Here is a 23,057-nt window from a genome sequence, read left to right as displayed (position 1 = left end):
CTTCAGACATGTGGAGAGGAGCCCTGACCCAGGGTGAGCACTAAGCCGACCACCACAGACCTCGAGTGGACCGAATTGGACCAGCGGGCCGTAGACACCGCCCGCGTCCTGGCCGCGGACGCCGTACAGAAGGTCGGCAACGGCCATCCCGGTACGGCGATGAGCCTGGCGCCCGTCGCGTACACCCTCTTCCAGAAGGTGATGCGCCACGACCCGGCCGACCCCGAGTGGGTCGGGCGCGACCGGTTCGTCCTCTCCGCCGGCCACTCGTCCCTGACCCTCTACACCCAGCTCTACCTGGGTGGCTTCGGTCTCGAACTGGACGACCTGAAGGCCTTCCGCACCTGGGGTTCGAAGACCCCGGGCCACCCGGAGTACGGCCACACCGCCGCCGTCGAGACCACCACGGGCCCGCTGGGCCAGGGCGTCGCCAACGCCGTGGGCATGGCGATGGCCGCCCGCTTCGAGCGCGGCCTGTTCGACCCGGAGGCCCCGGCCGGCACCTCGCCGTTCGACCACCACGTCTACGCGATCGCCGGTGACGGCTGCCTCCAGGAGGGCATCTCCGCCGAGGCGTCCTCGCTGGCCGGCCACCAGAAGCTCGGCAACCTGATCCTGCTGTGGGACGACAACCACATCTCGATCGAGGGCGACACCGAGACGGCCGTCTCCGAGGACACACTGAAGCGGTACGAGGCGTACGGCTGGCACGTGCAGCGCGTCGAGCCGCAGGAGAACGGCGACCTGGACCCGGCCGGTCTGTACGCGGCGATCAGGGCCGCCGAGGCCGAGACCGGGCGCCCGTCGTTCATCGCGATGCGCTCGATCATCGCCTGGCCCGCGCCGAACGCACAGAACACCGAGGCCGCCCACGGCTCGGCGCTCGGCGACGACGAGGTCGCGGCCACCAAGCGCGTCCTGGGCTTCGACCCGGAGAAGACCTTCGAGGTCTCCGACGAGGTCATCGGGCACACCCGCGCCCTCGGCGAGCGCGGCCGCGAGGCGCGCGCGCAGTGGGAGAAGCAGCTCTCGGAGTGGCGTGCGGCCAACCCGGAGCGCGCGGCGGAGTTCGACCGCATCGAGGCCAACGAGCTGCCCGCGGGCTGGGCGGAGAAGCTCCCGGTCTTCGAGCCGGGCAAGGGCGTCGCCACCCGTGCCGCCTCGGGCCAGGTCCTCAAGGCGCTCGGCGCGGTCATCCCGGAGCTGTGGGGCGGCTCGGCCGACCTCGCCGGCTCGAACAACACGACGATCGACAAGGACTCGTCGTTCCTGCCCGAGGGCAACCCGCTGCCGGAGGCCGACAAGTACGGCCGCACGATCCACTTCGGCATCCGCGAGCACGCCATGGCCGCGGAGATGAACGGCATCGCGCTGCACGGCAACACGCGCATCTACGGCGGCACCTTCCTGGTGTTCTCCGACTACATGCGCAACGCGGTGCGCCTCTCGGCCCTGATGCACCTGCCGGTCACCTACGTCTGGACCCACGACTCGATCGGCCTGGGCGAGGACGGCCCGACGCACCAGCCGGTGGAGCACCTGGCCTCGCTGCGCGCGATCCCGGGTCTGAACCTGGTCCGTCCGGCCGACGCCAACGAGACCGCCCTCGCCTGGCGCGAGATCATGCAGCGCCACACCAAGGTCTACGGCAAGGGCGCCCCGCACGGTCTGGCGCTCACCCGCCAGGGCGTGCCGACGTACGCGCCGAACGAGGACACGGTCAAGGGCGGCTACGTGCTGTTCGACGCCGAAGGCGGCGAGGCGGAGGTCGTGCTGATCGCGACCGGCTCCGAGGTCCACCTGGCCGTCGAGGCCCGCGAGCAGCTCCAGGCCGCCGGCACGCCCACCCGTGTGGTGTCGATGCCGTCGGTGGAGTGGTTCGAGGAGCAGGACCAGGCGTACAAGGACTCCGTCCTGCCGCCGTCGGTCCGCGCCCGGGTCGCGGTCGAGGCCGGCATCGGCCTGACCTGGCACAAGTACGTCGGTGACGCCGGCCGGATCGTCTCCCTGGAGCACTTCGGCGCCTCGGCGGACGCGAAGGTTCTCTTCCGCGAGTTCGGTTTCACGCCCGAGGCGGTCGTCGCCGCCGCGCGGGAATCGATCGACGCCGCCGCGCGCTGACCCCGATACGTACGACTTAATTGGAGATGCAACTCTCATGACAGACGCACTCAAGCGCCTCTCCGACGAAGGCGTCGCGATCTGGCTGGACGACCTCTCGCGCCAGCGGATCACCTCCGGCAACCTGGCGGAGCTGATCGACCAGAGCCACGTGGTCGGGGTCACCACCAACCCGTCGATCTTCCAGAAGGCGATCTCCGAGGGCCACGGCTACGACCAGCAGCTCTCCGACCTCGCCGCCCGCCGGGTGACGGTCGAGGAGGCGATCCGGATGATCACGACGGCGGACGTCCGCGACGCCGCCGACATCCTGCGTCCCGTCTTCGACGCGACCGACGGCCAGGACGGCCGGGTCTCCATCGAGGTCGACCCCCGTCTGGCGCACGACACCAAGGCGACGGTCGCCGAGGCCAAGCAGCTCGCGTGGCTGGTGGACCGGCCCAACGCGCTGATCAAGATCCCGGCCACCGAGGCGGGTCTGCCGGCGATCACCGAGGTCATCGGCCTCGGCATCAGCGTCAACGTGACGCTGATCTTCTCCCTGGAGCGCTACCGCCTGGTCATGGACGCCTACCTGGCGGGTCTGGAGAAGGCCCGCGAGCGCGGCCTGGACCTGGCCAAGATCCACTCGGTGGCCTCCTTCTTCGTCTCCCGCGTGGACACGGAGATCGACAAGCGCCTGGACGGCATCGGCACCGACGAGGCCGAGGCGCTCAAGGGCAAGTCCGCCCTCGCCAACGCCCGTCTGGCCTACGAGGCGTACGAGGAGGTCTTCTCCGGCGAGCGCTGGGAGGCCCTCGACAAGGCGCACGCCAACAAGCAGCGCCCGCTGTGGGCCTCGACCGGCGTGAAGGACCCGGCGTACAAGGACACCCTGTACGTGGTGGACCTGGTCGCCCCCGGCACGGTCAACACCATGCCCGAGGCCACCCTGGAGGCCACCGCCGACCACGGCGAGGTCGCCGGCGACACCATCCGGGGCACGTACGACGACTCCCGCGCGGTCCTGGAGGCCGTCGCGAAGCTGGGCATCGGCTACGACGAGGTCGTCCAGCTCCTGGAGGACGAGGGCGTCGAGAAGTTCGAGGCGTCCTGGAACGACCTGCTCAAGTCCACCGAGGCGGAGCTGAAGCGCCTCGCACCTTCGGAGGCGTAACACCTTGAGCGCAGCACACGGAGCCAACCCGCTCCGTGACGCCGCAGACCGACGGCTCCCGCGCATCGCGGGGCCGTCGGGTCTGGTGATCTTCGGCGTCACGGGCGATTTGTCCCGAAAGAAGCTGATGCCCGCCGTCTACGACCTGGCCAACCGCGGCCTGCTGCCGCCGGGCTTCTCGCTCGTCGGCTTCGCCCGGCGCGAGTGGCAGGACGAGGACTTCGCGCAGGAGGTCTACGAGGCCGTCAAGCAGCACGCGCGCACCCCCTTCCGCGAGGAGGTATGGCAGCAGCTCATCCAGGGCATGCGGTTCGTCCAGGGCGACTTCGACGACGACGAGGCCTTCGAGCAGCTGAAGACCACCGTCGAGGAGCTCGACAAGGCCCAGGGCACCGGCGGCAACTTCGCCTTCTACCTGTCGGTCCCGCCGAAGTTCTTCCCCAAGGTCGTCCAGCAGCTCAAGAAGCACGGGCTCGCCGACCAGAAGGACGGCTCCTGGCGCCGCGCGGTCATCGAGAAGCCCTTCGGGCACGACCTGGCCTCCGCCAAGGAGCTCAACGAGGTCGTCCACGAGGTCTTCCCGCCGCACGAGGTCTTCCGGATCGACCACTACCTCGGCAAGGAGACCGTCCAGAACATCCTGGCGCTCCGCTTCGCCAACACCCTCTTCGAGCCGATCTGGAACCGGTCGTACGTCGACCACGTGCAGATCACCATGGCCGAGGACATCGGCATCGGCGGCCGCGCCGGCTACTACGACGGCATCGGCGCCGCCCGTGACGTCATCCAGAACCACCTGCTCCAGCTGCTCGCGCTGACCGCGATGGAGGAGCCCGCCTCCTTCGACGCCGACGCGCTGGCCGCCGAGAAGACCAAGGTCCTCGGCGCGGTGAAGGTGCCCAGGGACCTGGGCGCCTCCACGGTCCGCGGCCAGTACGCGGCCGGGTGGCAGGGCGGCGAGAAGGCCGTCGGCTACCTCCAGGAAGACGGCATCGACCCCCAGTCGAAGACCGACACCTACGCGGCCGTGAAGCTGGAGATCGACAACCGCCGCTGGGCGGGCGTCCCCTTCTACCTGCGCACCGGCAAGCGCCTGGGCCGCCGCGTCACCGAGATCGCGGTCGTCTTCCAGCGCGCCCCGCACTCCCCCTTCGACCACACCGCGACTGAGGAGCTCGGCCGCAACGCCATCGTCATCCGGGTGCAGCCGGACGAGGGCGTGACGGTGCGGTTCGGCTCCAAGGTGCCCGGCACCCAGATGGAGATCCGGGACGTGTCGATGGACTTCGCGTACGGCGAGTCCTTCACCGAGTCCAGCCCGGAGGCGTACGAGCGGCTCATCCTCGACGTCCTGCTCGGCGACTCGAACCTTTTTCCGCGCGTGGAGGAGGTCGAGCTGTCCTGGAAGATCCTCGACCCGATCGAGAGGTTCTGGGACGAGCACGGCAAGCCCGCGCAGTACCAGTCCGGGACCTGGGGTCCGGTCGAGGCGGACGAGATGCTCGCACGAGACGGCAGGAGCTGGCGCCGGCCATGAAGACCGACCTGACGGACACCACGTCCTCCAAGATCAACAAGGCGCTGGTGCTCGGGCGGCGGGCGATCGGCGCACCGGCCGTCGGCATGGTGCTCACCCTCGTCATCGTCACCGACGAGGAGAACGCCTACGACGCGCTGAAGGCGGCCAACGAGGCGTCCCGCGAGCACCCCTCGCGGACCCTCGTCGTCATCAAGAGGGTCTCGCGCTCGCCGCGGGACCGCGCCAAGGCGCGGCTCGACGCCGAGGTCCGCCTCGGCGCCGACGCCAGCGCCGGCGAGACGGTGGTGCTCCGGCTGTACGGCGAGGTCGTCGACCACGCCCAGTCGGTGGTGCTGCCGCTGCTGCTCCCCGACGCCCCGGTCGTCGTCTGGTGGCCGGTGGACGCGCCGACCGACCCGGCGAAGGACCCGCTGGGCGCGCTCGCCCAGCGCCGGGTGACCGACACGTACTCCTCCGAGCAGCCCATCGAGGAGCTGACGGCGCGGGCGGAGACCTACACCCCGGGCGACACGGACCTGTCCTGGACCCGGATCACCCCGTGGCGTTCGATGCTGGCCGCCGCGCTCGACCAGGTCGCGTGCGAGGTCAGCGCCGCCGAGGTGGAGGGCGAGGAGTTCAACCCGAGCGTGGAACTGCTCGCCATGTGGGTGGCGGACCGGCTGAAGGTGCCGGTGCGGCGCTCGAAGTCGGCGGGGCCCGGCCTCACCTCCGTACGCCTGGAGACCGACTGCGGGCCGATCGTGCTCGACCGGCCGGACGGCTCGCTCGCCACGCTCTCCATCGAGGGGCAGCCGGACCGCGGGGTGGCGCTCAAGCGCCGCGAGACGGCCGAGCTGATCGCGGAGGAGCTGCGCCGGCTCGACCCGGACGACACCTACGCGGCGGCGCTGAAGTTCGGCGTCGAGCGGCTCGACGAGCGGGCGGCGGTCACCGCGCCTGAGCCGGAGGAGGAGGTCGAGGTCTCCGTGGAGACAGAGACCTCCGAGACCGCTTCCGAGGCCTCCCCCACGGAGGAGAAGGCCGCTCCCGCCGCCAAGTCCGCCGCGAAGAAGGCCCCGGCCAGGAAGGCGGCGGCCAAGTGAGCGCCCCGCAGCTCGTCGTCCACCGCGACAAGGAGCTGATGGCGCAGGCCGCCGCCGCCCGGCTGATCACCCGGATCGTGGACGCCCAGGCCTCCCGGGGCTCCGCCTCGGTGGTGCTGACCGGCGGGCGCAACGGCAACGGGCTGCTCGCGGCGCTCGGTTCGGCGCCCGCGCGGGACGCGGTCGACTGGTCGCGGCTCGACCTGTGGTGGGGCGACGAGCGGTACCTGCCCGACGGGGATCCGGAGCGGAACGTCACCCAGGCCCGCGAGGCGCTGCTCGACCGGGTGCCGCTGGACCCCGCGCGGGTGCACGCCATGCCCGCCTCGGACGGACCGTATGGCGACGACGTCGAGGCCGCCGCCGCTGCCTACGCGGAGGAGCTGGCCGCCGCGGCCGGTCCCGTCGGCCACAGCGGCGTGCCGGCCTTCGACGTGCTGATGCTCGGCGTCGGCCCGGACACGCACGTGGCCTCGCTCTTCCCCGAGCTGCCCGCCGTGCGCGAGACCGAGCGGACGGTGGTCGGGGTGCGCGGCGCGCCGAAGCCGCCGCCGGTCCGGATCTCGCTGACGCTCCCGGCGATCCGGGCGGCGCAGGAGGTCTGGCTGCTCGCGGCCGGTGAGGACAAGGCGAAGGCGGCGGCGATCGCGCTGTCCGGCGCGGGCGAGGTGCAGGCCCCGGCGGCCGGCGCCCGCGGCCGCGCGCGCACGCTGTGGCTGCTCGACTCGGCGGCGGCCTCGGAGCTGCCGCGGAGCCTGTATCCGCCGGCCACGGCCTGATCCTCCCCAGATCGGCGTCGATCGGAGGCCCGGTTCACCCCTCGGTGGACCGGGCCTCCGGCGTCTCCGGGGTGTCCACGGGCTCCAGGAAGGGCGTGAGGAGACCCGGTACGGCCTCGGCGGCGAAGCTCAGGCCCTGGCTCCGGCCGGCGTCGAGGATCTCGTACGCGCCCGATCCGGCCGCCGTCGTGGCGGCGAGGGTGAGGAGGCCGGCGCGGCGCTGGAAGTACGACTGCTTGACGGTCCAGCCGATGACGCCGGAGCGCTGGAGGGCGACCGTGGCCCGCCGGACCGTACCCGAACGGGTCACCAGGTACGCCCCGCTGACGCCGTGTCCGAGGTTGCGGTGGGCGTCGAGGGCGAGGAGCAGGGCGAGCGGGGTGAGGACGACGGTCCAGCCGGCCGCCACGTACAGCAGGACCGGGGTGAGCAGGAGGCCGAGGACGGCGAGGAGCGCGGCGGGGGCCAGGGCGCTCCACAGGGCCCAGCGGATCCGCCGGTTCCGGGCGGCCCGGGGGTGGGCGGCGAGCGGCGCCCCGGTGGGGGGTTCGGGCTCGCGCAGGACCTGGGCGGCGACCCGGTCGGCGAACGGCCGGGGGACGGCCGGCACCAGGTTCTTGAGGTCGCCGTGCTTGTCCTCGTCCTTCTCGGCGAGGCCGGTGGCGACGGCGTCGACGCGGGCCGCCCCGAAGAGGCGCACGCCGAGCGGTTCGACGAGCTCGACGCCGCGCAGCCGCCGCTCCTCGATGGAGACCGAGCGGGCGGTGAGGAGGCCCCGGGTGACGCGCAGGGTGCCGCCGGGCTCGCGCTCCAGGCGGTGGTTCCACCACATCTCGACCCAGAGGCCGAGGGCGCCGACGGCCCCGACGGCGAGGGCGACGAGCACCAGCCAGAGGATCATCCAGGGGATGGCGACGGAGTCGAAGCGCTCCCCTATCCAGTCGATGACCTCGCCCTGGGCGCCGAACCACTCGCTGACCTGCATGACCGCTCCGGCGGCGGCGCCGCCGAGGGCGGGGGCGACGAAGGAGACGGGGGCGTAGCGGATCCAGCGCGGGTCGAGGGAGGCGAGGGCGCCGTCGTGGCGGGGGTCGCCGGATCCGGTGGCGCGGGTGAGGAGGGCGCGGCGGAGCCGTTCGCCCTCGGCGCGGGCGACCAGGTCGAGTTCGAGGGCGGCGTCGCCGCCGCTGTGCTCGCCGGTCCCGATGCGGACCTTGACCAGGCCGAGGACGCGCTGGAGGGGGTTGGCGGTGAGGTCGACGCTGCGGATGCGCTCGCGGGCCAGGGACCGGCGCTTGAGGTGGAGCAGGCCGGTGTGGAGGTCGACCCGCTCGGGGCCGACGCGGTAGCGGGTGCGGCGCAGGCGGACGGAGTCGGCGCCGGTGCCGCCGATGACCAGGAGCAGGGCGCCGGCGAGGACCCAGGCGAGGGCCTGCCAGAGGGGCCGGGAGCCGGCGAGGCCGAGGGCGACGGGGAGCCCGGCGCCGCCGGCCACCCCGCACAGGACGGCGGCGGTGGCGAGCAGGGTGCGCGGATCGAGCCGCCGCCACTCCGCCTCGGGGGCCGGCTCGTTCACGTGGCGTCCCCGGGTGTGGCCTGGGTGACGGCGGTCAGCCGTTCGGCCAGGTCGGCGGCCCGTTCGTGGTCCAGGCCCTCGATCCGGATCGCGCCCTCGGAGGAGGCCGTGGTCACGGTGACGGTGGCGAGCCGGAAGTACTGCTCCAGGGGCCCGCGCGAGGTGTCGACGGTCTGGATCCGGGACATCGGGGCGATCCGCCACTCCTGCCAGAGGGCCCCGGTGCGCACGTAGACGGCCTCGTCGGTGACCTCCCAGCGGTGCACCCGGAACCACCAGGCGGGGAGGAACGCGGTGCAGGCCAGGCCCGCGGCCGCCACGGCACCGGCCGCGACGAGCAGCCAGGCCCTGGCGGGTCCGATCAGCGCGCCGAGGACGGCGAGGACCGCCACCGGCAGGACGGTGGTCACCAGGAGCTGGGTCCGCCACCAGGCGACGGCCCGTCCGTCCACGGCGTTCCTCGGCGGCCTCAGCCGCACCGCGTTCTCCCCCCGCACCGCTTCTACCGTCCGCGCAGCGAACGGTAGACGGTGACCAGCCCTGCGGTGGAGCCGTCGAGCTCCTCCGCGCCCTCCCCGGTCGTCAGGACCGGTTCGATCCGCTTGGCGAGGACCTTGCCGAGCTCGACGCCCCACTGGTCGAAGGAGTCGATGTTCCAGATCGCGCCCTGGACGAAGACCTTGTGCTCGTAGAGCGCGACCAGCTGTCCGAGGACGGACGGGGTGAGCGCGTCGGCGAGGATCGTGGTGGTGGGGTGGTCGCCCCGGAAGGTCTTGTGGGGGACGAGCTCCTCGGGGACGCCCTCGGCCCGTACCTCCTCGGGCGTCTTGCCGAAGGCCAGCGCCTGCGTCTGGGCGAAGAAGTTGGCCATGAGCAGGTCGTGCTGGGCGACGAGGCCGGGCTCCAGGTCGTCGACGGGCCGGGCGAAGCCGATGAAGTCGGCCGGGATCAGCTTGGTGCCCTGGTGGATCAACTGGTAGTACGCGTGCTGGCCGTTGGTGCCGGGGGTGCCCCAGACCACGGGCCCGGTCTGCCAGTCGACCCGGTTCCCCTCGCGGTCCACCGACTTGCCGTTGGACTCCATGTCGAGCTGCTGGAGGTAGGCGGTGAACTTCGACAGGTAGTGGGAGTACGGCAGGACGGCGTGCGACTGGGCGTCGAAGAAGTTGCCGTACCAGACGCCGAGGAGGCCGAGGAGGAGCGGCGCGTTCTCCTCGGGCGGGGCGGTGCGGAAGTGCTCGTCGACGAGGTGGAAGCCGTCGAGCATCTCGCGGAAGCGCTCCGGGCCGATGGCGATCATCAGGGAGAGGCCGATGGCGGAGTCGTAGGAGTAGCGGCCGCCGACCCAGTCCCAGAACTCGAACATGTTGGCGGTGTCGATGCCGAACTCCTCGACCTTCTCGGCGTTGGTCGAGAGGGCGACGAAGTGCTTGGCCACGGCCTCCTGGCCGGCGCCGAGGCCGGCCAGGAGCCAGTCGCGGGCGGAGGTGGCGTTGGTGATGGTCTCGATGGTGGTGAAGGTCTTCGACGCGACGACGAACAGCGTCTCGGCGGGGTCGAGGTCGTGGACGGCCTCGTGGAGGTCGGCGCCGTCGACGTTGGAGACGAAACGGAGCGTCAGGTCCCGCCGGGTGTAGGCGCGCAGGACCTCGTGGGCCATGGCGGGGCCGAGATCGGAGCCGCCGATGCCGATGTTCACGACGTTCTTGACGGGCCTGCCGGTGTGGCCGGTCCACTCGCCCGCGCGGACCTCGTCGGCGAAGGCGCCCATCCGGTCGAGGACGGCGTGGACGCCGGGGACGACGTTCTCCCCGTCGACCTCGATCACGGCGTCGCGGGGGGCGCGCAGCGCGGTGTGGAGGACCGCCCGGTCCTCGGTGGTGTTGATCTTCTCGCCGCGGAACATGGCGTCGCGCAGCTCGGCCACGCCGGTGGCGGCGGCCAGCTCCCGCAGCAGCGTCAGCGTCTCGTCGGTGACGAGGTGCTTGGAGTAGTCCAGGTAGAGGTCGCCGACCCTCAGGGTGAGGTCGGTGCCGCGCGTCGGGTCGGCGGCGAACAGCTCGCGCAGATGGGGCTCGCCCAGCTGCTCGCGGTGCTTGCCGAGGGCCGCCCACTCGGGCAGCCGGTTGAGCCTCGTACGTCCTTCGCCAGTCATCTCGGACATCGCCCTCTTCTTCTTCGTACGTATCTGCCCCGCTGCCCCTCCAACCTAATTGATCAGGGGGACCGGCGGCGCGACGACGAGCGCGAGGACGGTCGCGGCGGGGGACGCGGGGTCCGGGACGACGGAACGGGCCCGGCCCGCGAATCGAGTTCGCGGGCCGGGCCCGTTCGTCACACCGTCACGCCCTGCTCAGATCTCGCCGCGGAGCTTGGCGAGGGCCTCGGCGAGGATCGCCTCGCCGTCCGCGTCGCTGCGCCGCTCGCGCACGTACGCGAGATGGGTCTTGTACGGCTCCGTGCGCGGCGGGTCCGGCGGATTGTCCCGGTCCTGTCCGGCCGGGAAGCCGCAGCGCGGGCAGTCCCAGGTCTCCGGGACCTGTGCGTCGCTGGCGAAGCTCGGCTGCGTCTCGTGCCCGTTCGAGCACCAGAAGGAGATGCGGAGGCGCGGCGCCGACTCGCCCCGCTCGGCCTCGCCCATCGGCCCCGCTCCGACCCGGCTTCCCCGAATCGCGTTGCCACTTGCCACGGTCGTAACTCCCTGCGTGATGGTGCTCGAAGATGCCCCAGTCTACGTAAGGCCCAACGCGCGTCCAGTGATTGGAGTTACCCGTCCAACTTCATCAGCAGACCGAGCACCACAATGCAGGCGAACCAGAGCAGACCGACCACGACGGTGATGCGGTCCAGGTTGCGCTCGGCGACCGAGGAGCCGCCGACGGAGGACTGCATGCCGCCACCGAACATGTCGGAGAGGCCGCCACCCTTCCCCTTGTGCATCAGCACGAGCAGCATCAGCAGCGCGCTGAAGACGATCAGGGCGATCGAGAACCCCATAACCACGGCTGGACCAACTTCCTCGGACTTATACGGACGGGGGCCGGGCGCCTGCCCGACCCCCGCAAGGGTACGACGTAACTCCGCTACCGCATACTCACTGGTCGCGGAAGCGGACGATCTTGACGAACTCGTCGGCGTCCAGTGCCGCGCCGCCCACCAGGGCGCCGTCGACGTCCGGCTGGGCCATGATCGCGGCGACGTTCCCGGACTTCACCGAGCCGCCGTACTGGATGCGGACCTTGTCGGCCAGCTCCTGGGAGTACAGCTCGGCGAGGCGGCCGCGGATCGCCCCGCAGACCTCCTGGGCGTCCTCGGGGGTGGCGACCTCGCCGGTGCCGATGGCCCACACCGGCTCGTACGCGATCACGATCGTCTCGGCCTGCTCGGCCGGGACGTCCTTGAGGCCGCCGTCGAGCTGGGCGAGGGTGTGCTCGACCTGCCGGCCGGCCTTGCGGACGTCGAGGCCCTCGCCGACGCAGAGGATCGGGGTGATGCCGTGCTTGAAGGCGGCCTTCACCTTGGCGTTGCAGACCTCGTCGTCCTCGGCGTGGTACTGGCGGCGCTCGGAGTGGCCGACGGCCACGAAGGCGGCCTTGAGCTTGGCCAGCATCAGGCCCGAGATCTCGCCGGTGTAGGCGCCGGAGTCGTGCGCCGAGATGTCCTGGGCGCCGTACTCGATCTTGAGCTTGTCGCCGTCGACCAGGGTCTGGACGGACCGCAGGTCGGTGAAGGGGACCAGGACGGCGACCTCGACCGCGTCGTAGTCCTTGTCGGTGAGGGCGAAGGCGAGCTTCTGGACGTGGGCGATGGCCTCCAGGTGGTTGAGGTTCATCTTCCAGTTGCCCGCCATCAGCGGGGTGCGGGTGGTCATAAGGGGGTCAGTCCTCCAGTGCGGCGAGGCCGGGAAGCGTCTTGCCCTCGAGGTATTCGAGGGAGGCGCCGCCGCCGGTCGAGATGTGTCCGAACGCGTTCTCGTCGAAGCCCAGGATGCGGACCGCGGCGGCGGAGTCGCCGCCGCCGACCACGGTGAAGGCCGGGGAGTCGACGAGCGCCTGGGCGACGGCCTTGGTGCCCTCGGCGTAGTCGGGGTGCTCGAAGACGCCCATCGGCCCGTTCCAGAAGACGGTGGCCGCGTCGGCGAGCTTCGAGGCGTAGAGCTTACGGGTCTCGGGGCCGATGTCGAGGCCCTCCTCGTCCGCCGGGATGGCGTCCGCGGCGACCGTGGTGGGGTTCGCGGGGGCCTTGGTCTTCAGGTCCGGGAACTCGGACGAGACCAGGACGTCGACGGGGAGCACGAACTCCACGCCGCGCTCCTTCGCCCGCGCCAGGTACTCCTGGACCGCCGGGACCTGGTCCTCCTGGAGCAGCGAGATGCCGACCTCGTGGCCCTGGGCCTTGAGGAAGGTGTACGCCATGCCGCCGCCGATGAGGATGCGGTCGGCCTTCTCCAGGAGGTGGTCGATCACGCCGAGCTTGTCGGAGACCTTGGCACCGCCGAGGGCGACCACGTACGGCCGCCGGACGTCGTCCGTCAGCTTCTTCAGGACGCCGACCTCGGTGGCGATGAGGTAGCCGGCGGCGTGCGGGAGGCGCGCCGGGAGGTCGTAGACCGAGGCGTGCTTGCGGTGCACGGCGCCGAAGCCGTCGCCGACGTAGAGGTCGGCGAGGGCGGCGAGGCGGTCCGCGAAGGCGCCGCGCTCGGCGTCGTCCTTGGAGGTCTCGCCGGGGTTGAAGCGGAGGTTCTCCAGGACGGCGACCTGGCCGTTCCCGAGGCCCGCGACGGTTCCGGTGGCGGAGTCGCCGACCGTGTCGGTCGCGAACGCCACGTCGGCGCCGAGCAGTTCGCCGAGGCGGGCGGCGGCCGGGGCGAGCGAGAACGCCGGGTCCGGGGCGCCCTTGGGGCGGCCCAGGTGCGAGGCGACCACGACGCGGGCGCCGGCGCCGGCGAGCGCCTCGACCGTGGGGACGACGGCGCGGATGCGTCCGTCGTCGGTGATGGTGGTGCCGTCGAGCGGCACGTTGAGGTCGGCGCGGACGAACACCCGCTTGCCTTCGACGCCCTCGTGGAGAAGCTCGTCGATCGTCTTCATCTGTTAACTGACTCCTTGGTACGCGGTGGAGCACACGAACAGGGCTCGTACAGCGCGGCGTTGCGCTGCCCGAGCCCTGCTCACCGTCGAGAACCCGCTCTGAAGGTCAGAGCTGGCCGCCGACGAAGACGGTGAGGTCGACGAGACGGTTGGAGTAGCCCCACTCGTTGTCGTACCAGCCGAGGATCTTGACCGAGTTGCCGTCCTGGACCATCGTCAGGGAGGCGTCGAAGGTGCAGGACGCCGGGTCGCCCACGATGTCGGAGGAGACGATCGGGTCCTCGGTGTAGAAGAGGAAGCCCTTGAGGTCGCCGTCGTCGGCGGCCTTCTTGAACGCGGCGTTGACCTCGTCCCTGGTGACCTCGCGGTCCAGGGTGACGACCAGGTCGGTGGCGGAGCCGGTCGGGACCGGGACGCGCATGGCGATGCCGTCGAGCTTGCCCTTGAGCTGCGGGAGGACCAGGGCAGTGGCCTTGGCGGCACCGGTCGTGGTCGGGATGATGTTCTCCGCGGCGGCGCGGGCGCGGCGCAGGTCCTTGTGCGGGAAGTCCAGGATCCGCTGGTCGTTGGTGTACGCGTGGACCGTGGTCATCAGGCCCTTGACGATGCCGAAGTTCTCGTCGAGGACCTTCGCCATCGGCGCCACGCAGTTGGTGGTGCAGGAGGCGTTCGAGATGACGTCGTGCCGCGCCGGGTCGTACTTGTCCTGGTTGACGCCCATCACGATGGTGATGTCCTCGTCCTTGGCCGGAGCCGAGATGAGGACCTTCTTGGCGCCGCCCGCGAGGTGCTTCTCGGCGTCGGCCTTCTTGGTGAAGATGCCGGTCGACTCGATGACGATGTCGACGCCGAGCTCGCCCCAGGGGAGGTCGGCCGGGTCGCGCTCGGACAGCACCTTGATGGTGTGGCCGTCGACGGTGATGGTGTCCTCGGTGTGGGTGACCTCGGCCTTGAGGCGTCCCAGGATGGTGTCGTACTTCAGCAGGTGGGCCGTGGTCGCGGTGTCACCCAGGTCGTTGACAGCCACGATCTCGATGTCGGCACCCTGCTCAAGGAGGGCGCGGAAGTAGTTCCGGCCGATGCGGCCAAAGCCGTTGATGCCTACGCGGATCGTCACGAACCGATCTCCTCGTTAGGTACGCCGGTGTGTTCGACGCCGGCGAGATTTTTGTTTTTGGGATGTCCCCGACCGCTTACGACCCTACCTCCCCGGGGCCGCCGGAGTGACATCGAGCGCATCCGTGCGAGCCCGGAAAGTGAGGGAAAACGGCCGACGACCCTCACCTACCGACGGGTAAGGGCCGCCTTGGGACGTTTGTCCCCACTACTCTCCGTTAAACGGTCGGGGTGCTCCCCTCAGCGGTGGAGGGCCTCACCGGTGGAGGGTCTTGAGGGCGCGGCCCAGGAGCCGCGCCCGCTCCGCCGTGCCGGGCACGTGCTCCAGGCCGAAGCCGAGGAGGACGGTGTCCCGGGTGGTGACCGCCGCCCGCGAGTGGAAGAGCGCGCCGGAGCGCGTCCAGTCGGAGCCGTTGCCGGGGCTGCCGGCCGGGGCGCCGGGCGTGGACCAGGCGCCGAGGGAGGTCTCGAAGCCCTCGGCCTCGGTGGTGGTCCCGGTGACGAGCCGGACGTCGTCGACGAAGGCGCCCGTCTCGCCCGTACCGGGGTCGGAGACGTACGAGAGGGAGAGCTCGACCTTCTTGCCCGCCCAGGCGCTCAGGTCGACGGAGGCCTGCCGCCAGCCGTTGGAGGGGCCGGTGAAGGCGTGCCAGGAGCCGGTGGTCCCGGTGGCGGCGCAGCCGTCCTCGCCGACGGTGAGGTAGTGGGCGAGGAAGGGATGACCGCGGACGTAGTAGCCCTCGCCGCAGTCGGCGGGGGGCTCGGCGGAGGTGCCGCCGTTGGTGTCGGGCAGGGTGGTCCAGTCGTCCTGCCCGACGGTGTGGGCCTCGACGACGAGGTTGTCGTAGCCGGGCTCGGTGTCGTGGCTGACCTGGAAGTCCAGGCGGGGCTTCGCGCCCGCCGGGACGCCGGTGAGGTCGACGGTCCTGGCGAGCCGGGCCCAGGTGTCGTCGGCGTGCTTCACCGCCGCGAAGGTCGTGCCCTCGGCGGGCTCGAAGGGGGTGCGGACGCCCGGGTAGTCGCCGGCGGCGGCGCTGCTCGCGAACTGCGGGAAGTCCTTCGGCTTCAGGGTGTCGGAGGTGACGGTGTACGCGCCCGCGTCGTCCAGCGGGTTCCCGGCGGCGGCGCCGAGGGTCGTCCGCACGCCTCCGAAGGCGCCCTCTCCGGCGAAGGCGGACGGGCCCTTGAGGCCGGCGCGGTGGTGGGCGCCGAGGTAGTACTGGGCGAAGTCGTTGGTCTCGGCGAGGCCGACCCGGGTGAGTCCGCCGGACTTCTCGCCCGCGTTGACCAGCTTGCCGCCCTCGTTGAGGTAGGAGCGGACGGCGAGTTCCGCGGCCCCGGAGGGGCGTTCGGCGCCGGTGTACCAGACGACGGCGTCGAAGTGGGAGAGGACGCCGAGGGCGTCCGGGGCGCCCTGGACGGCGACGTCCCAGACGGCGGCCTTCCGTCCGCCGTCGGCGAGCGCCTTCACGTAGGCGGCGGTGTGGCGTCCGGCGGTGGTGCCGCCCTCGTCGGCGAGGACGAGCACGTCGCCGCGCGCCCGTTCGGCCACCTCGTAGGTGAAGGGGGCGGAGGCGGTGGTCCGGCCCTCGCGGGTGCGGGCGGTGAAGCGGACCTCGACGGAGTCGCCGGGCCGGGCGCCCCCGACCTCGGCGCGGTACTCGTCGAAGTAGAGGTTGTCCTCGCCGCCGTAGGTCTCGCCGCCCTTCCAGGCGCGGAGCTCCTCGCGGTGGACGCGACCGCCGTTGATCCGGTATTCGAGCGTCTTGCCGCGCAGCGACTTGCGGGCGGTGACGGCGACCTCCTGCTCCCCGCCCCGGGCGTAGGAGGTGGCGAAGGCCTTCGGGGTGAAGTCGGGGGCGTCGGCGCCGACCGGGGAGACGGGCCGGTCCGGGTGGGCGGAGGACTCGGCGACGGCGAGCGCGAAGGGCACGTTCTTGGCGAACTCGGCCCGGATCAGCTTCTCGTCGTCCGGGAAGGTGAAGACGGAGGCGCAGTCGGCCGGGTTCCAGGCGTCGTTCGGGTCGACCCGGGAGGCGGTGGCGCAGGTGGACATCTCCGGGGTGAACATCTGCATGCCGTTGACGTTGGCGGCGTGTCCGTCGGCCTCGCCGTTGGTGGTGTACAGCTCGGAGGAGACCTGCGGCCGGTAGCCGGGCACGGCGGAGTTCTCCGGGGTGCCCGCGAGGGCCTTGAGGGCCACGTCGTCGGGGGTGTCGGTGGCGACCTGCCAGCCGACGCCGTACAGCAGGAGCTGGGCGGCGGAGTGGTAGTTGATGCCGTACGCGAAGCCGATGCGCTTCTGGAAGGCGTCGATCGCCCTGGTCTCGGGCTCCGACATGGGGCCCTTGCCGCGGAAGGTCTCGTCGGCCGGGTCGGGGGACGAGCCCTCGTTGTCGTAGCCCCACTTGTAGGCGAAGTTGCGGTTGAGGTCGACGCCGTCGCCGGGGGTGATCCTGCCGTCGCCGTCGTTGTCGCGGAGGTTCTTGCGCCACTGGCGGTTGGCGGGGTCGGCGTGGGTGTGGTCGTAGCCGTCCGGGTTGGCGGAGAGCACGAACCACAGTTCGGTGGTGTCGACGATCCGGGTGATCCGCTCGTCCCGGCCGTAGCCGTCGAGGTAGTGGTGCATCAGCCGCCGGGTCATCTCGGGGGTGATCCACTCGCGCGCGTGCTGGTTGGACATGTAGAGCGTGGCGGGCTTCGACCCGTCCTTGGCCCGCTGGGCGCCCTTGCTGATCTTGAGGGCGAGGATGTCCTGGCCCTTGAGGGTCTTGCCGATCGAGACGACCTTGGTGAGCCCGGGATGGGTCCGGGCGGTGTCCAGGATCTCCTGCTTGAGGCCGGTGGGGCCGCCGTACGGGCGGAAGACGCCGTCCCCGGCGGCGGCGATCCGCTTCTCGGCCCCGTCCGACAGGGCGTGCTCGGCGAGTTCGACGCCCTGGCCGCGGAGCTGTCCGGCCTGGGCGCCGGTGAGGAAGAGCTCGACCGTGGCGCTGCCCTTCGCGGGCACCCGCTCGGTCAGCTCGTGGGCGTCGGCGCCGGCTTCGAGGAGGAGCGGAACCTGCTCCTGGGTGACCTCGGCGTGCCATACGGAGAGGGCGTCGGCGTTCCGGTCGTCGGGCCGCGCTCCGGCGACGGGTGCCGCCGCCACTCCTGCGATCAGCAGTGAAGCCGCGGCGAGGATCGATCCCGCTCTGCGTCTCATGGGCTCCCCTTGGTGTCGTCCGTCTCGAAGGTGAACAGATCTCGCGGGTGGAGCAGGTCTCTCCGGTGGAGCAGGTCTCACGGATGGACAGACGACAGACTCATGGGCGCCCGGAGGGGCGTCAAGGGTGCCTCCCGGCGCGTCGCGCACCCGGGAAAAAGAACTGCCGGTGCGTCAGAAACGCACCGGCAGCGAAGAGTTGACCGGAAATCGACCAGGGGCCGAAGAGCGGTCCGGCCTCAGCCGACCAGGCTGTCGTCCAGTTCCTCGGTCAGATTGGACTCGGTCCCGGGGATGCCCAGGTCCTGCGCCCGCTTGTCGGCCATGGCGAGCAGCCGGCGGATCCGGCCGGCCACCGCGTCCTTGGTCAGCGGCGGGTCGGCGAGCGCGCCCAGCTCCTCCAGGGAGGCCTGCTTGTGGTCCATGCGGAGCCGGCCGGCGGCGGCGAGGTGCTCGGGCACCTCCTCGCCGAGGATCTCCAGGGCGCGCTGCACCCGGGCCCCGGCGGCGACCGCGGCGCGGGCCGAGCGGCGCAGGTTGGCGTCGTCGAAGTTGGCCAGGCGGTTGGCGGTGGCGCGGACCTCGCGCCGCATCCGCCGCTCCTCCCAGGCGAGCACCGACTCGTGCGCGCCGAGCCGGGTCAGCAGGGCGCCGATCGCGTCGCCGTCGCGGACGACGACCCGGTCCACGCCCCGCACCTCGCGGGCCTTCGCCGCGATGGAGAGCCGGCGGGCGGCGCCGACCAGGGCGAGGGCGGCCTCGGGGCCCGGGCAGGTGACCTCCAGGGAGGAGGACCGGCCGGGCTCGGTCAGCGAACCGTGCGCGAGGAAGGCCCCGCGCCAGGCGGCCTCCGCGTCACAGGTCGCACCGGAGACCACCTGCGGGGGGAGGCCCCGGATGGGGCGGCCCCGGCCGTCGACCAGACCCGTCTGGCGGGCGAGCTGGTCGCCCCCCGCCACCACCCGCACCACGAAGCGCGAGCCGCGCCGCAGCCCGCCGGGAGCCATCACGATCAGCTCGGAACTGTGTCCGAAAATCTCCAGGATGTCCCGCTTGAGGCGGCGGGCCGCCATCGCGGTGTCGAGCTCCGCCTCGATCACGATGCGGCCGCTCACCAGGTGCAGCCCGCCCGCGAACCGCAGGATCGACGAGACCTCTGCCTTCCTGCAGCAGGTCCGGGTGACGGGAAGCCGGGAGATCTCGTCCTTCACCGCTGCCGTCATCGCCATGGGCCGATCCTTCCATGCATCCGAAAAATACGGTCGTACGCGGCGGCCAGCAGCTCCGGGTCGTGCTTCGCGGAGCCGTCGGGCCGGGCCACCGGCGCCAGCTCGACCGCGGCGCCGAACCGTTTGGCGGCGTCGGCGAGGGAGTCGCGGTCGGGCACGGCGGCCTCGTCGGCCAGCACCACGTCCAGGGCGAGTTTAGGGGCGTGTCGGCCCAAAACCTCCAAATGACGCTGCGGGGAGAAGCCGTCGGTTTCTCCGGGCTGCGGCGCGAGGTTCAGGGAGAGCACCTTCCGGGCCTTGCTCTCGACCAGTGCGTCGAGGAGATCGGGGACCAGGAGGTGCGGGATCACCGAGGAGAACCAGGAGCCGGGGCCCAGGACGACCCAGTCGGCGTCCAGGACGGCGGCGACCGCCTCGGGGACGGCCGGCGGGTCGTTCGGCACGAGGTGCACGGACTGCACCTCGCCGGGGGTGAGCGCCACGGTCGCCTGGCCGCACACGGTGTCCACGTCGTCCGGCCGCTCCGGGTCGTGGCCCTTGACCAGGGCCTGGAGCTCCAGGGGCACGGCGGACATGGGCAGCACCCGGCCCTGGGCGCCGAGCAGCAGGCCGACCAGGTCCAGGGCCTGCACGGGGTCGCCGAGCTGCTCCCAGAGGGCGACGATCAGCAGGTTGCCGACGGCGTGCCCGTTGATCTCGCCCTTGGACTGGAAGCGGTGCTGGATGACCCGGGCCCAGGTCTGGCCCCAGTCGTCGTCGCCGCAGAGCGCGGCGAGCGCCTTCCGCAGGTCGCCGGGGGGCAGCACGCCCAGCTCCTCCCGGAGCCGGCCGCTGGAGCCGCCGTCGTCGGCGACGGTGACGACGGCGGTGAGGTCGCCGGTGATCCGGCGGAGCGCGGCGAGGGAGGCCGAGAGGCCCATGCCCCCGCCCAGCGCGACGACCTTGGGCTGGGCACCGCGTCTGCGGAGCGTGCGACGCACCGTGAGGGTGGAGGCACGCCGACGGTACGGCTTCACTCTCGCCCCATGTCCCGGTGCACGACGACGGTCTCGACCCCTTCGGCGGCGAGGCGGGCGGCGAGGCGCTCGGCGGTGGCCACCGAGCGGTGCTTGCCGCCCGTGCAGCCGACGGCGATCGTCACGTACCGCTTGCCCTCGCGGCGGTAGCCCGCGGCGATCAGCTGGAGCAGCTCGGTGTAGCGGTCCAGGAACTCCTTGGCGCCGGGCTGGTTGTAGACGTAGTTCGACACCTCCTCGTTGAGGCCGGTGAAGGGGCGCAGCTCGGGGACCCAGTGCGGGTTCGGCAGGAAGCGCATGTCCACGACGAGGTCGGCGTCGACGGGCAGGCCGTACTTGAAGCCGAAGGACATCACGGTGGCCCGCAGCTCGGGCTCCTCGTCGCCGGCGAACTGGGCGTCCATCTTGGCGCGCAGCTCGTGGACGTTGAGGCTGGAGGTGTCGATCACCAGGTCGGCGTCGCCGCGCAGCTCGCGCAGCAAATCGCGCTCGGCGGCGATGCCGTCGGTGATGCGGCCGTCGCCCTGGAGCGGGTGGGGCCTGCGGACCGACTCGAAGCGCCGGACGAGGGCCTCGTCGGAGGACTCCAGGAAGACGATCCGGCGGGTGACCTGCTTGGCGTCCAGGTCGGCGAGGGACTCCCGCAGGTTGTCGAAGAACTGCCGGCCGCGGACGTCGACGACGACGGCGATCCGGGCGACGTTGCCCTGGGAGCGGGCGCCGAGCTCCACCATGGTGGGGATCAGCGCGGGCGGCAGGTTGTCCACGACGAACCAGCCGAGGTCCTCCAGACACTTCGCCGCGGTGGACCGGCCGGCCCCGGACATGCCGGAGATGATCACCAGCTCGGGAATGGCCGCCTCGGCGCCGCTGTCGCCGGGGATCTCCTTGGTGCCCGTACTCACGTGTCCTGCTCCGTCTTCTCGGTGGTGCTCGTCGTGCCGTGTACGCGCGGCCGTGCCGTGACGTCCGCGTCGTCCTCCATGATCTCCCCTGTCGCCGTGTTCACGGCGGGGGCGGCCGGGGCCGCCTGTGCGGGAGCCGTGTCGTCCTCCATGATCTCCCCCGTCGCCGTGTTCACGGCGGGGGCGCCGGGAGCCGCCCCGGCCAGGGCCGCGACGACCGCCTCCGCGGTCTTCCGGCCCATGCCGGGGACCTCGCAGATCTGCTCGATTGTCGCCTGCCGGAGCCGCTTCACCGAGCCGAAATGCTTGATCAGGGTCTGCTTCCGGGTCTCCCCGAGGCCGGGGACGGCGTCGAGGGGCCCGGTCCTGATGCGTTTCGTCCGCTTGGACCGCTGGTAGCGGATGGCGAAGTCGTGAGCCGTGTCACGCACCCGCTGGAGAAGGTACAGGCCTTCGCTGGAGCGGGGCAGCACCACGGGATCGTCGTCGCCGGGCAGCCAGACCTCCTCCAGGCGCTTGGCGAGGCCGCAGACCGCGATGTCGTCGATGCCGAGCTCGTCGAGGGCGCGCCGCGCGGCGGCGACCTGGGGCTGTCCGCCGTCGACCACGACGAGCTGCGGCGGGTAGGCGAACCGCTTGGGCCGCCCGTCGTCCTCGGGGTCCTCGGCCGGGACCTCGCCGTCCACCCACTCCCCCGTCCTCTCCTTCTCGGCGAGGTAGCGCTTGAAGCGACGGCCGATCACCTCGTGCATGGAGCGGACGTCGTCCTGCCCTTCGAAGCCCTTGATCTGGAAGCGGCGGTACTCGCTCTTGCGGGGCAGTCCGTCCTCGAAGACGACCATGGAGGCGACGACGTCCTCGCCCTGGAGGTGCGAGATGTCGAAGCACTCGATCCGCAGCGGCGCCGAGTCCAGGTCCAGGGCCTCGGCGATCTCCTCCAGGGCCCGGGAGCGGGTGGTGAGGTCGCTGGCCCGCTTGGTCTTGTGGAGCACGAGCGCCTGCTGGGCGTTGCGCGCGACGGTCTCCATCAGGTCCTTCTTGTCGCCGCGCTGGGGCACCCGCAGCGAGACGAGGGAGCCGCGGCGGCCGGAGAGCCAGGCGGAGACGGCCTCGGCGTCCTCGGGGAGCGCGGGGACCAGGACCTCCTTGGGGACCGTCTCGCCGCTCTCCTCGCCGTACAGCTGCTGGAGGGCGTGCTCGACGAGCCCGGCGGTGTCGACGGCCTCGACCTTGTCGGTGACCCAGCCGCGCTGGCCGCGGACGCGTCCGCCGCGCACGTGGAAGATCTGGACGGCGGCCTCCAGTTCGTCCTCGGCGAGGGCGATCAGGTCGGCGTCGGTGGCGTCGGCGAGGACGACAGCGTTCTTCTCCATGGCCCGGCGCAGGACCGCGATGTCGTCGCGGAGCCGGGCGGCCCTCTCGTACTCCATGTCCTCGGCCGCGATCGTCATCTGCTTCTCCAGACGGCGGATGTACGTGCCGGTGCGGCCGGCCATGAAGTCGCTGAACTCCTCGGCGAGTTCGCGGTGCTCCTCGGGGGTGACCCGGCCGACGCAGGGCGCCGAGCACTTGCCGATGTAGCCGAGGAGGCAGGGCCGGCCGGCCGAGGAGGCGTTCCGGAAGACGCCCGCCGAGCAGGTGCGGACGGGGAAGACCCGCAGCATGAGGTCGACGGTCTCGCGGATCGCCCACGCGTGCGCGTACGGCCCGAAGTAGCGCACGCCCTTCTTCTTGTGGCCGCGCATGACCTGGACGCGCGGGAACTCCTCGTTCATGGTCACGGCGAGGTACGGGTAGCTCTTGTCGTCCCGGTACTTGACGTTGAACCGGGGGTCGAACTCCTTGATCCAGGAGTACTCCAGCTGGAGCGCCTCGACCTCGGTGGACACCACGGTCCACTCGACGGAGGCGGCCGTGGTCACCATGGTGGCCGTGCGCGGGTGCAGGCTCGTGAGCGGCTGGAAGTAGTTGGCGAGGCGCTGGCGCAGGGACTTCGCCTTGCCCACGTAGATCACCCGGCGGTGCTCGTCGCGGAACTTGTAGACCCCCGGGGAGTCGGGGATCTGACCCGGCTTGGGGCGGTAGCTGGAGGGGTCTGCCATGGTCCCCACCCTACTGGCGGGGACCGACACTCCGGCCGGGCGCGCACGTGCGTCCGGCTCCGTGCGGACGGGGTGGGGACCCGCCCGCACGGGGCCCGCCCCGGCCGGAACCGGGGCGGGCCCGCGACGGAGCCGGGGCG

18 protein-coding genes are annotated in these 23,057 nt (G+C 71.8%); 5 read left to right on the top strand and 13 right to left on the bottom strand.

Annotated elements, in window-relative coordinates:
- Window positions 1-33: 33 nt before the first annotated feature.
- Genes tkt through pgl form a run of 5 tightly spaced genes read left to right on the top strand, consistent with a single transcriptional unit; the run spans window position 34 to window position 6,678 of the window.
- The gene (gene tkt, locus AB0398_RS19775) at window positions 34-2,121 is read left to right on the top strand and encodes a transketolase (protein WP_366376738.1); all 2,088 of its coding nucleotides are present in this window, start codon (window positions 34-36) and stop codon (window positions 2,119-2,121) included.
- Window positions 2,122-2,158: 37 nt separating this feature from the next.
- On the top strand, window positions 2,159-3,277 hold the full coding sequence (gene tal, locus AB0398_RS19770; RefSeq protein WP_366376736.1) for a transaldolase: 1,119 nt from the start codon (window positions 2,159-2,161) through the stop codon (window positions 3,275-3,277).
- Between the two features lie 4 nt (window positions 3,278-3,281).
- Complete coding sequence (gene zwf / locus AB0398_RS19765; protein ID WP_366376734.1) at window positions 3,282-4,814, top strand: glucose-6-phosphate dehydrogenase; 1,533 nt, start codon at window positions 3,282-3,284, stop codon at window positions 4,812-4,814.
- Window positions 4,811-5,899, top strand: coding sequence for a glucose-6-phosphate dehydrogenase assembly protein OpcA (gene opcA / locus AB0398_RS19760; protein ID WP_366376732.1), 1,089 nt, complete (start codon window positions 4,811-4,813; stop codon window positions 5,897-5,899). The genes zwf and opcA overlap by 4 nt, the downstream gene beginning before the upstream one ends.
- Window positions 5,896-6,678: a 6-phosphogluconolactonase gene (pgl, locus tag AB0398_RS19755; RefSeq protein ID WP_366376730.1), complete on the top strand. Its 783-nt coding sequence runs from the start codon at window positions 5,896-5,898 to the stop codon at window positions 6,676-6,678. The genes opcA and pgl overlap by 4 nt, the downstream gene beginning before the upstream one ends.
- Before the next feature lie 34 nt (window positions 6,679-6,712).
- On the opposite strand, the gene AB0398_RS19750 is transcribed toward pgl, so the two are convergent.
- The 13 genes from AB0398_RS19750 to uvrC form a co-directional block, all read right to left on the bottom strand.
- Window positions 6,713-8,254 (bottom strand): PH domain-containing protein, encoded by a 1,542-nt coding sequence (locus tag AB0398_RS19750; protein ID WP_366376728.1) that lies wholly within the window; start codon window positions 8,252-8,254, stop codon window positions 6,713-6,715.
- The gene (locus AB0398_RS19745; RefSeq protein WP_366376726.1) at window positions 8,251-8,751 is read right to left on the bottom strand and encodes a PH domain-containing protein; all 501 of its coding nucleotides are present in this window, start codon (window positions 8,749-8,751) and stop codon (window positions 8,251-8,253) included. The genes AB0398_RS19750 and AB0398_RS19745 overlap by 4 nt, the downstream gene beginning before the upstream one ends.
- A 5-nt stretch (window positions 8,752-8,756) precedes the next feature.
- Window positions 8,757-10,409: a glucose-6-phosphate isomerase gene (gene pgi, locus AB0398_RS19740; protein ID WP_366376916.1), complete on the bottom strand. Its 1,653-nt coding sequence runs from the start codon at window positions 10,407-10,409 to the stop codon at window positions 8,757-8,759.
- A 198-nt stretch (window positions 10,410-10,607) separates the two neighbouring features.
- Window positions 10,608-10,943, bottom strand: a complete 336-nt coding sequence (locus AB0398_RS19735; protein ID WP_003976875.1) for an RNA polymerase-binding protein RbpA — start codon at window positions 10,941-10,943, stop codon at window positions 10,608-10,610.
- Between the two features lie 77 nt (window positions 10,944-11,020).
- Window positions 11,021-11,251 carry a preprotein translocase subunit SecG gene (gene secG, locus AB0398_RS19730; RefSeq protein ID WP_030205174.1) on the bottom strand — a complete coding sequence of 77 codons (231 nt, stop codon included), beginning with the start codon at window positions 11,249-11,251 and terminating at the stop codon, window positions 11,021-11,023.
- A 97-nt stretch (window positions 11,252-11,348) separates the two neighbouring features.
- Entirely contained in the window at window positions 11,349-12,125 is a 777-nt protein-coding gene (tpiA, locus tag AB0398_RS19725) for a triose-phosphate isomerase (RefSeq protein ID WP_366376724.1), read from the bottom strand.
- A 7-nt stretch (window positions 12,126-12,132) separates the two neighbouring features.
- Window positions 12,133-13,344, bottom strand: a complete 1,212-nt coding sequence (locus AB0398_RS19720; protein WP_366376723.1) for a phosphoglycerate kinase — start codon at window positions 13,342-13,344, stop codon at window positions 12,133-12,135.
- 106 nt (window positions 13,345-13,450) lie between these two features.
- Window positions 13,451-14,461, bottom strand: coding sequence for a type I glyceraldehyde-3-phosphate dehydrogenase (gene gap, locus AB0398_RS19715; RefSeq protein ID WP_366376721.1), 1,011 nt, complete (start codon window positions 14,459-14,461; stop codon window positions 13,451-13,453).
- 255 nt (window positions 14,462-14,716) lie between these two features.
- Window positions 14,717-17,665 carry a M14 family zinc carboxypeptidase gene (locus AB0398_RS19710; protein ID WP_366376720.1) on the bottom strand — a complete coding sequence of 983 codons (2,949 nt, stop codon included), beginning with the start codon at window positions 17,663-17,665 and terminating at the stop codon, window positions 14,717-14,719.
- Window positions 17,666-17,904: 239 nt separating this feature from the next.
- A complete protein-coding gene (gene whiA, locus AB0398_RS19705) occupies window positions 17,905-18,894 on the bottom strand; it encodes a DNA-binding protein WhiA (RefSeq protein ID WP_366376718.1) in 990 nt (329 codons plus the stop codon).
- Window positions 18,885-19,910, bottom strand: coding sequence for a uridine diphosphate-N-acetylglucosamine-binding protein YvcK (gene yvcK, locus AB0398_RS19700; protein ID WP_366376716.1), 1,026 nt, complete (start codon window positions 19,908-19,910; stop codon window positions 18,885-18,887). The genes whiA and yvcK overlap by 10 nt, the downstream gene beginning before the upstream one ends.
- Complete coding sequence (rapZ, locus tag AB0398_RS19695; protein ID WP_366376715.1) at window positions 19,907-20,815, bottom strand: RNase adapter RapZ; 909 nt, start codon at window positions 20,813-20,815, stop codon at window positions 19,907-19,909. The genes yvcK and rapZ overlap by 4 nt, the downstream gene beginning before the upstream one ends.
- Window positions 20,812-22,917 (bottom strand): excinuclease ABC subunit UvrC, encoded by a 2,106-nt coding sequence (uvrC, locus tag AB0398_RS19690; RefSeq protein ID WP_366376714.1) that lies wholly within the window; start codon window positions 22,915-22,917, stop codon window positions 20,812-20,814. The genes rapZ and uvrC overlap by 4 nt, the downstream gene beginning before the upstream one ends.
- Window positions 22,918-23,057: the final 140 nt, after the last annotated feature.

Origin of the sequence: Streptomyces sp. NPDC086147, assembly GCF_040702165.1 — a bacterium.
In the GTDB taxonomy this organism is placed as follows: Bacteria; Actinomycetota; Actinomycetes; order Streptomycetales; family Streptomycetaceae; genus Streptomyces.
This window is presented reverse-complemented; position numbering and strand designations above follow the sequence as displayed.

Coding starts and splice junctions, on each gene's coding strand:
- tal (WP_366376736.1), top strand. CDS start 2,159: ATGACAGACGCACTCAAGCGCCTCTCCGACGAAGGCGTCGCGATCTGG.
- opcA (WP_366376732.1), top strand. CDS start 4,811: ATGAAGACCGACCTGACGGACACCACGTCCTCCAAGATCAACAAGGCG.
- pgi (WP_366376916.1), bottom strand. CDS start 10,409: ATGACTGGCGAAGGACGTACGAGGCTCAACCGGCTGCCCGAGTGGGCG.
- secG (WP_030205174.1), bottom strand. CDS start 11,251: ATGGGGTTCTCGATCGCCCTGATCGTCTTCAGCGCGCTGCTGATGCTG.
- tpiA (WP_366376724.1), bottom strand. CDS start 12,125: ATGACCACCCGCACCCCGCTGATGGCGGGCAACTGGAAGATGAACCTC.
- AB0398_RS19720 (WP_366376723.1), bottom strand. CDS start 13,344: ATGAAGACGATCGACGAGCTTCTCCACGAGGGCGTCGAAGGCAAGCGG.
- AB0398_RS19710 (WP_366376720.1), bottom strand. CDS start 17,665: ATGAGACGCAGAGCGGGATCGATCCTCGCCGCGGCTTCACTGCTGATC.
- whiA (WP_366376718.1), bottom strand. CDS start 18,894: ATGGCGATGACGGCAGCGGTGAAGGACGAGATCTCCCGGCTTCCCGTC.
- uvrC (WP_366376714.1), bottom strand. CDS start 22,917: ATGGCAGACCCCTCCAGCTACCGCCCCAAGCCGGGTCAGATCCCCGAC.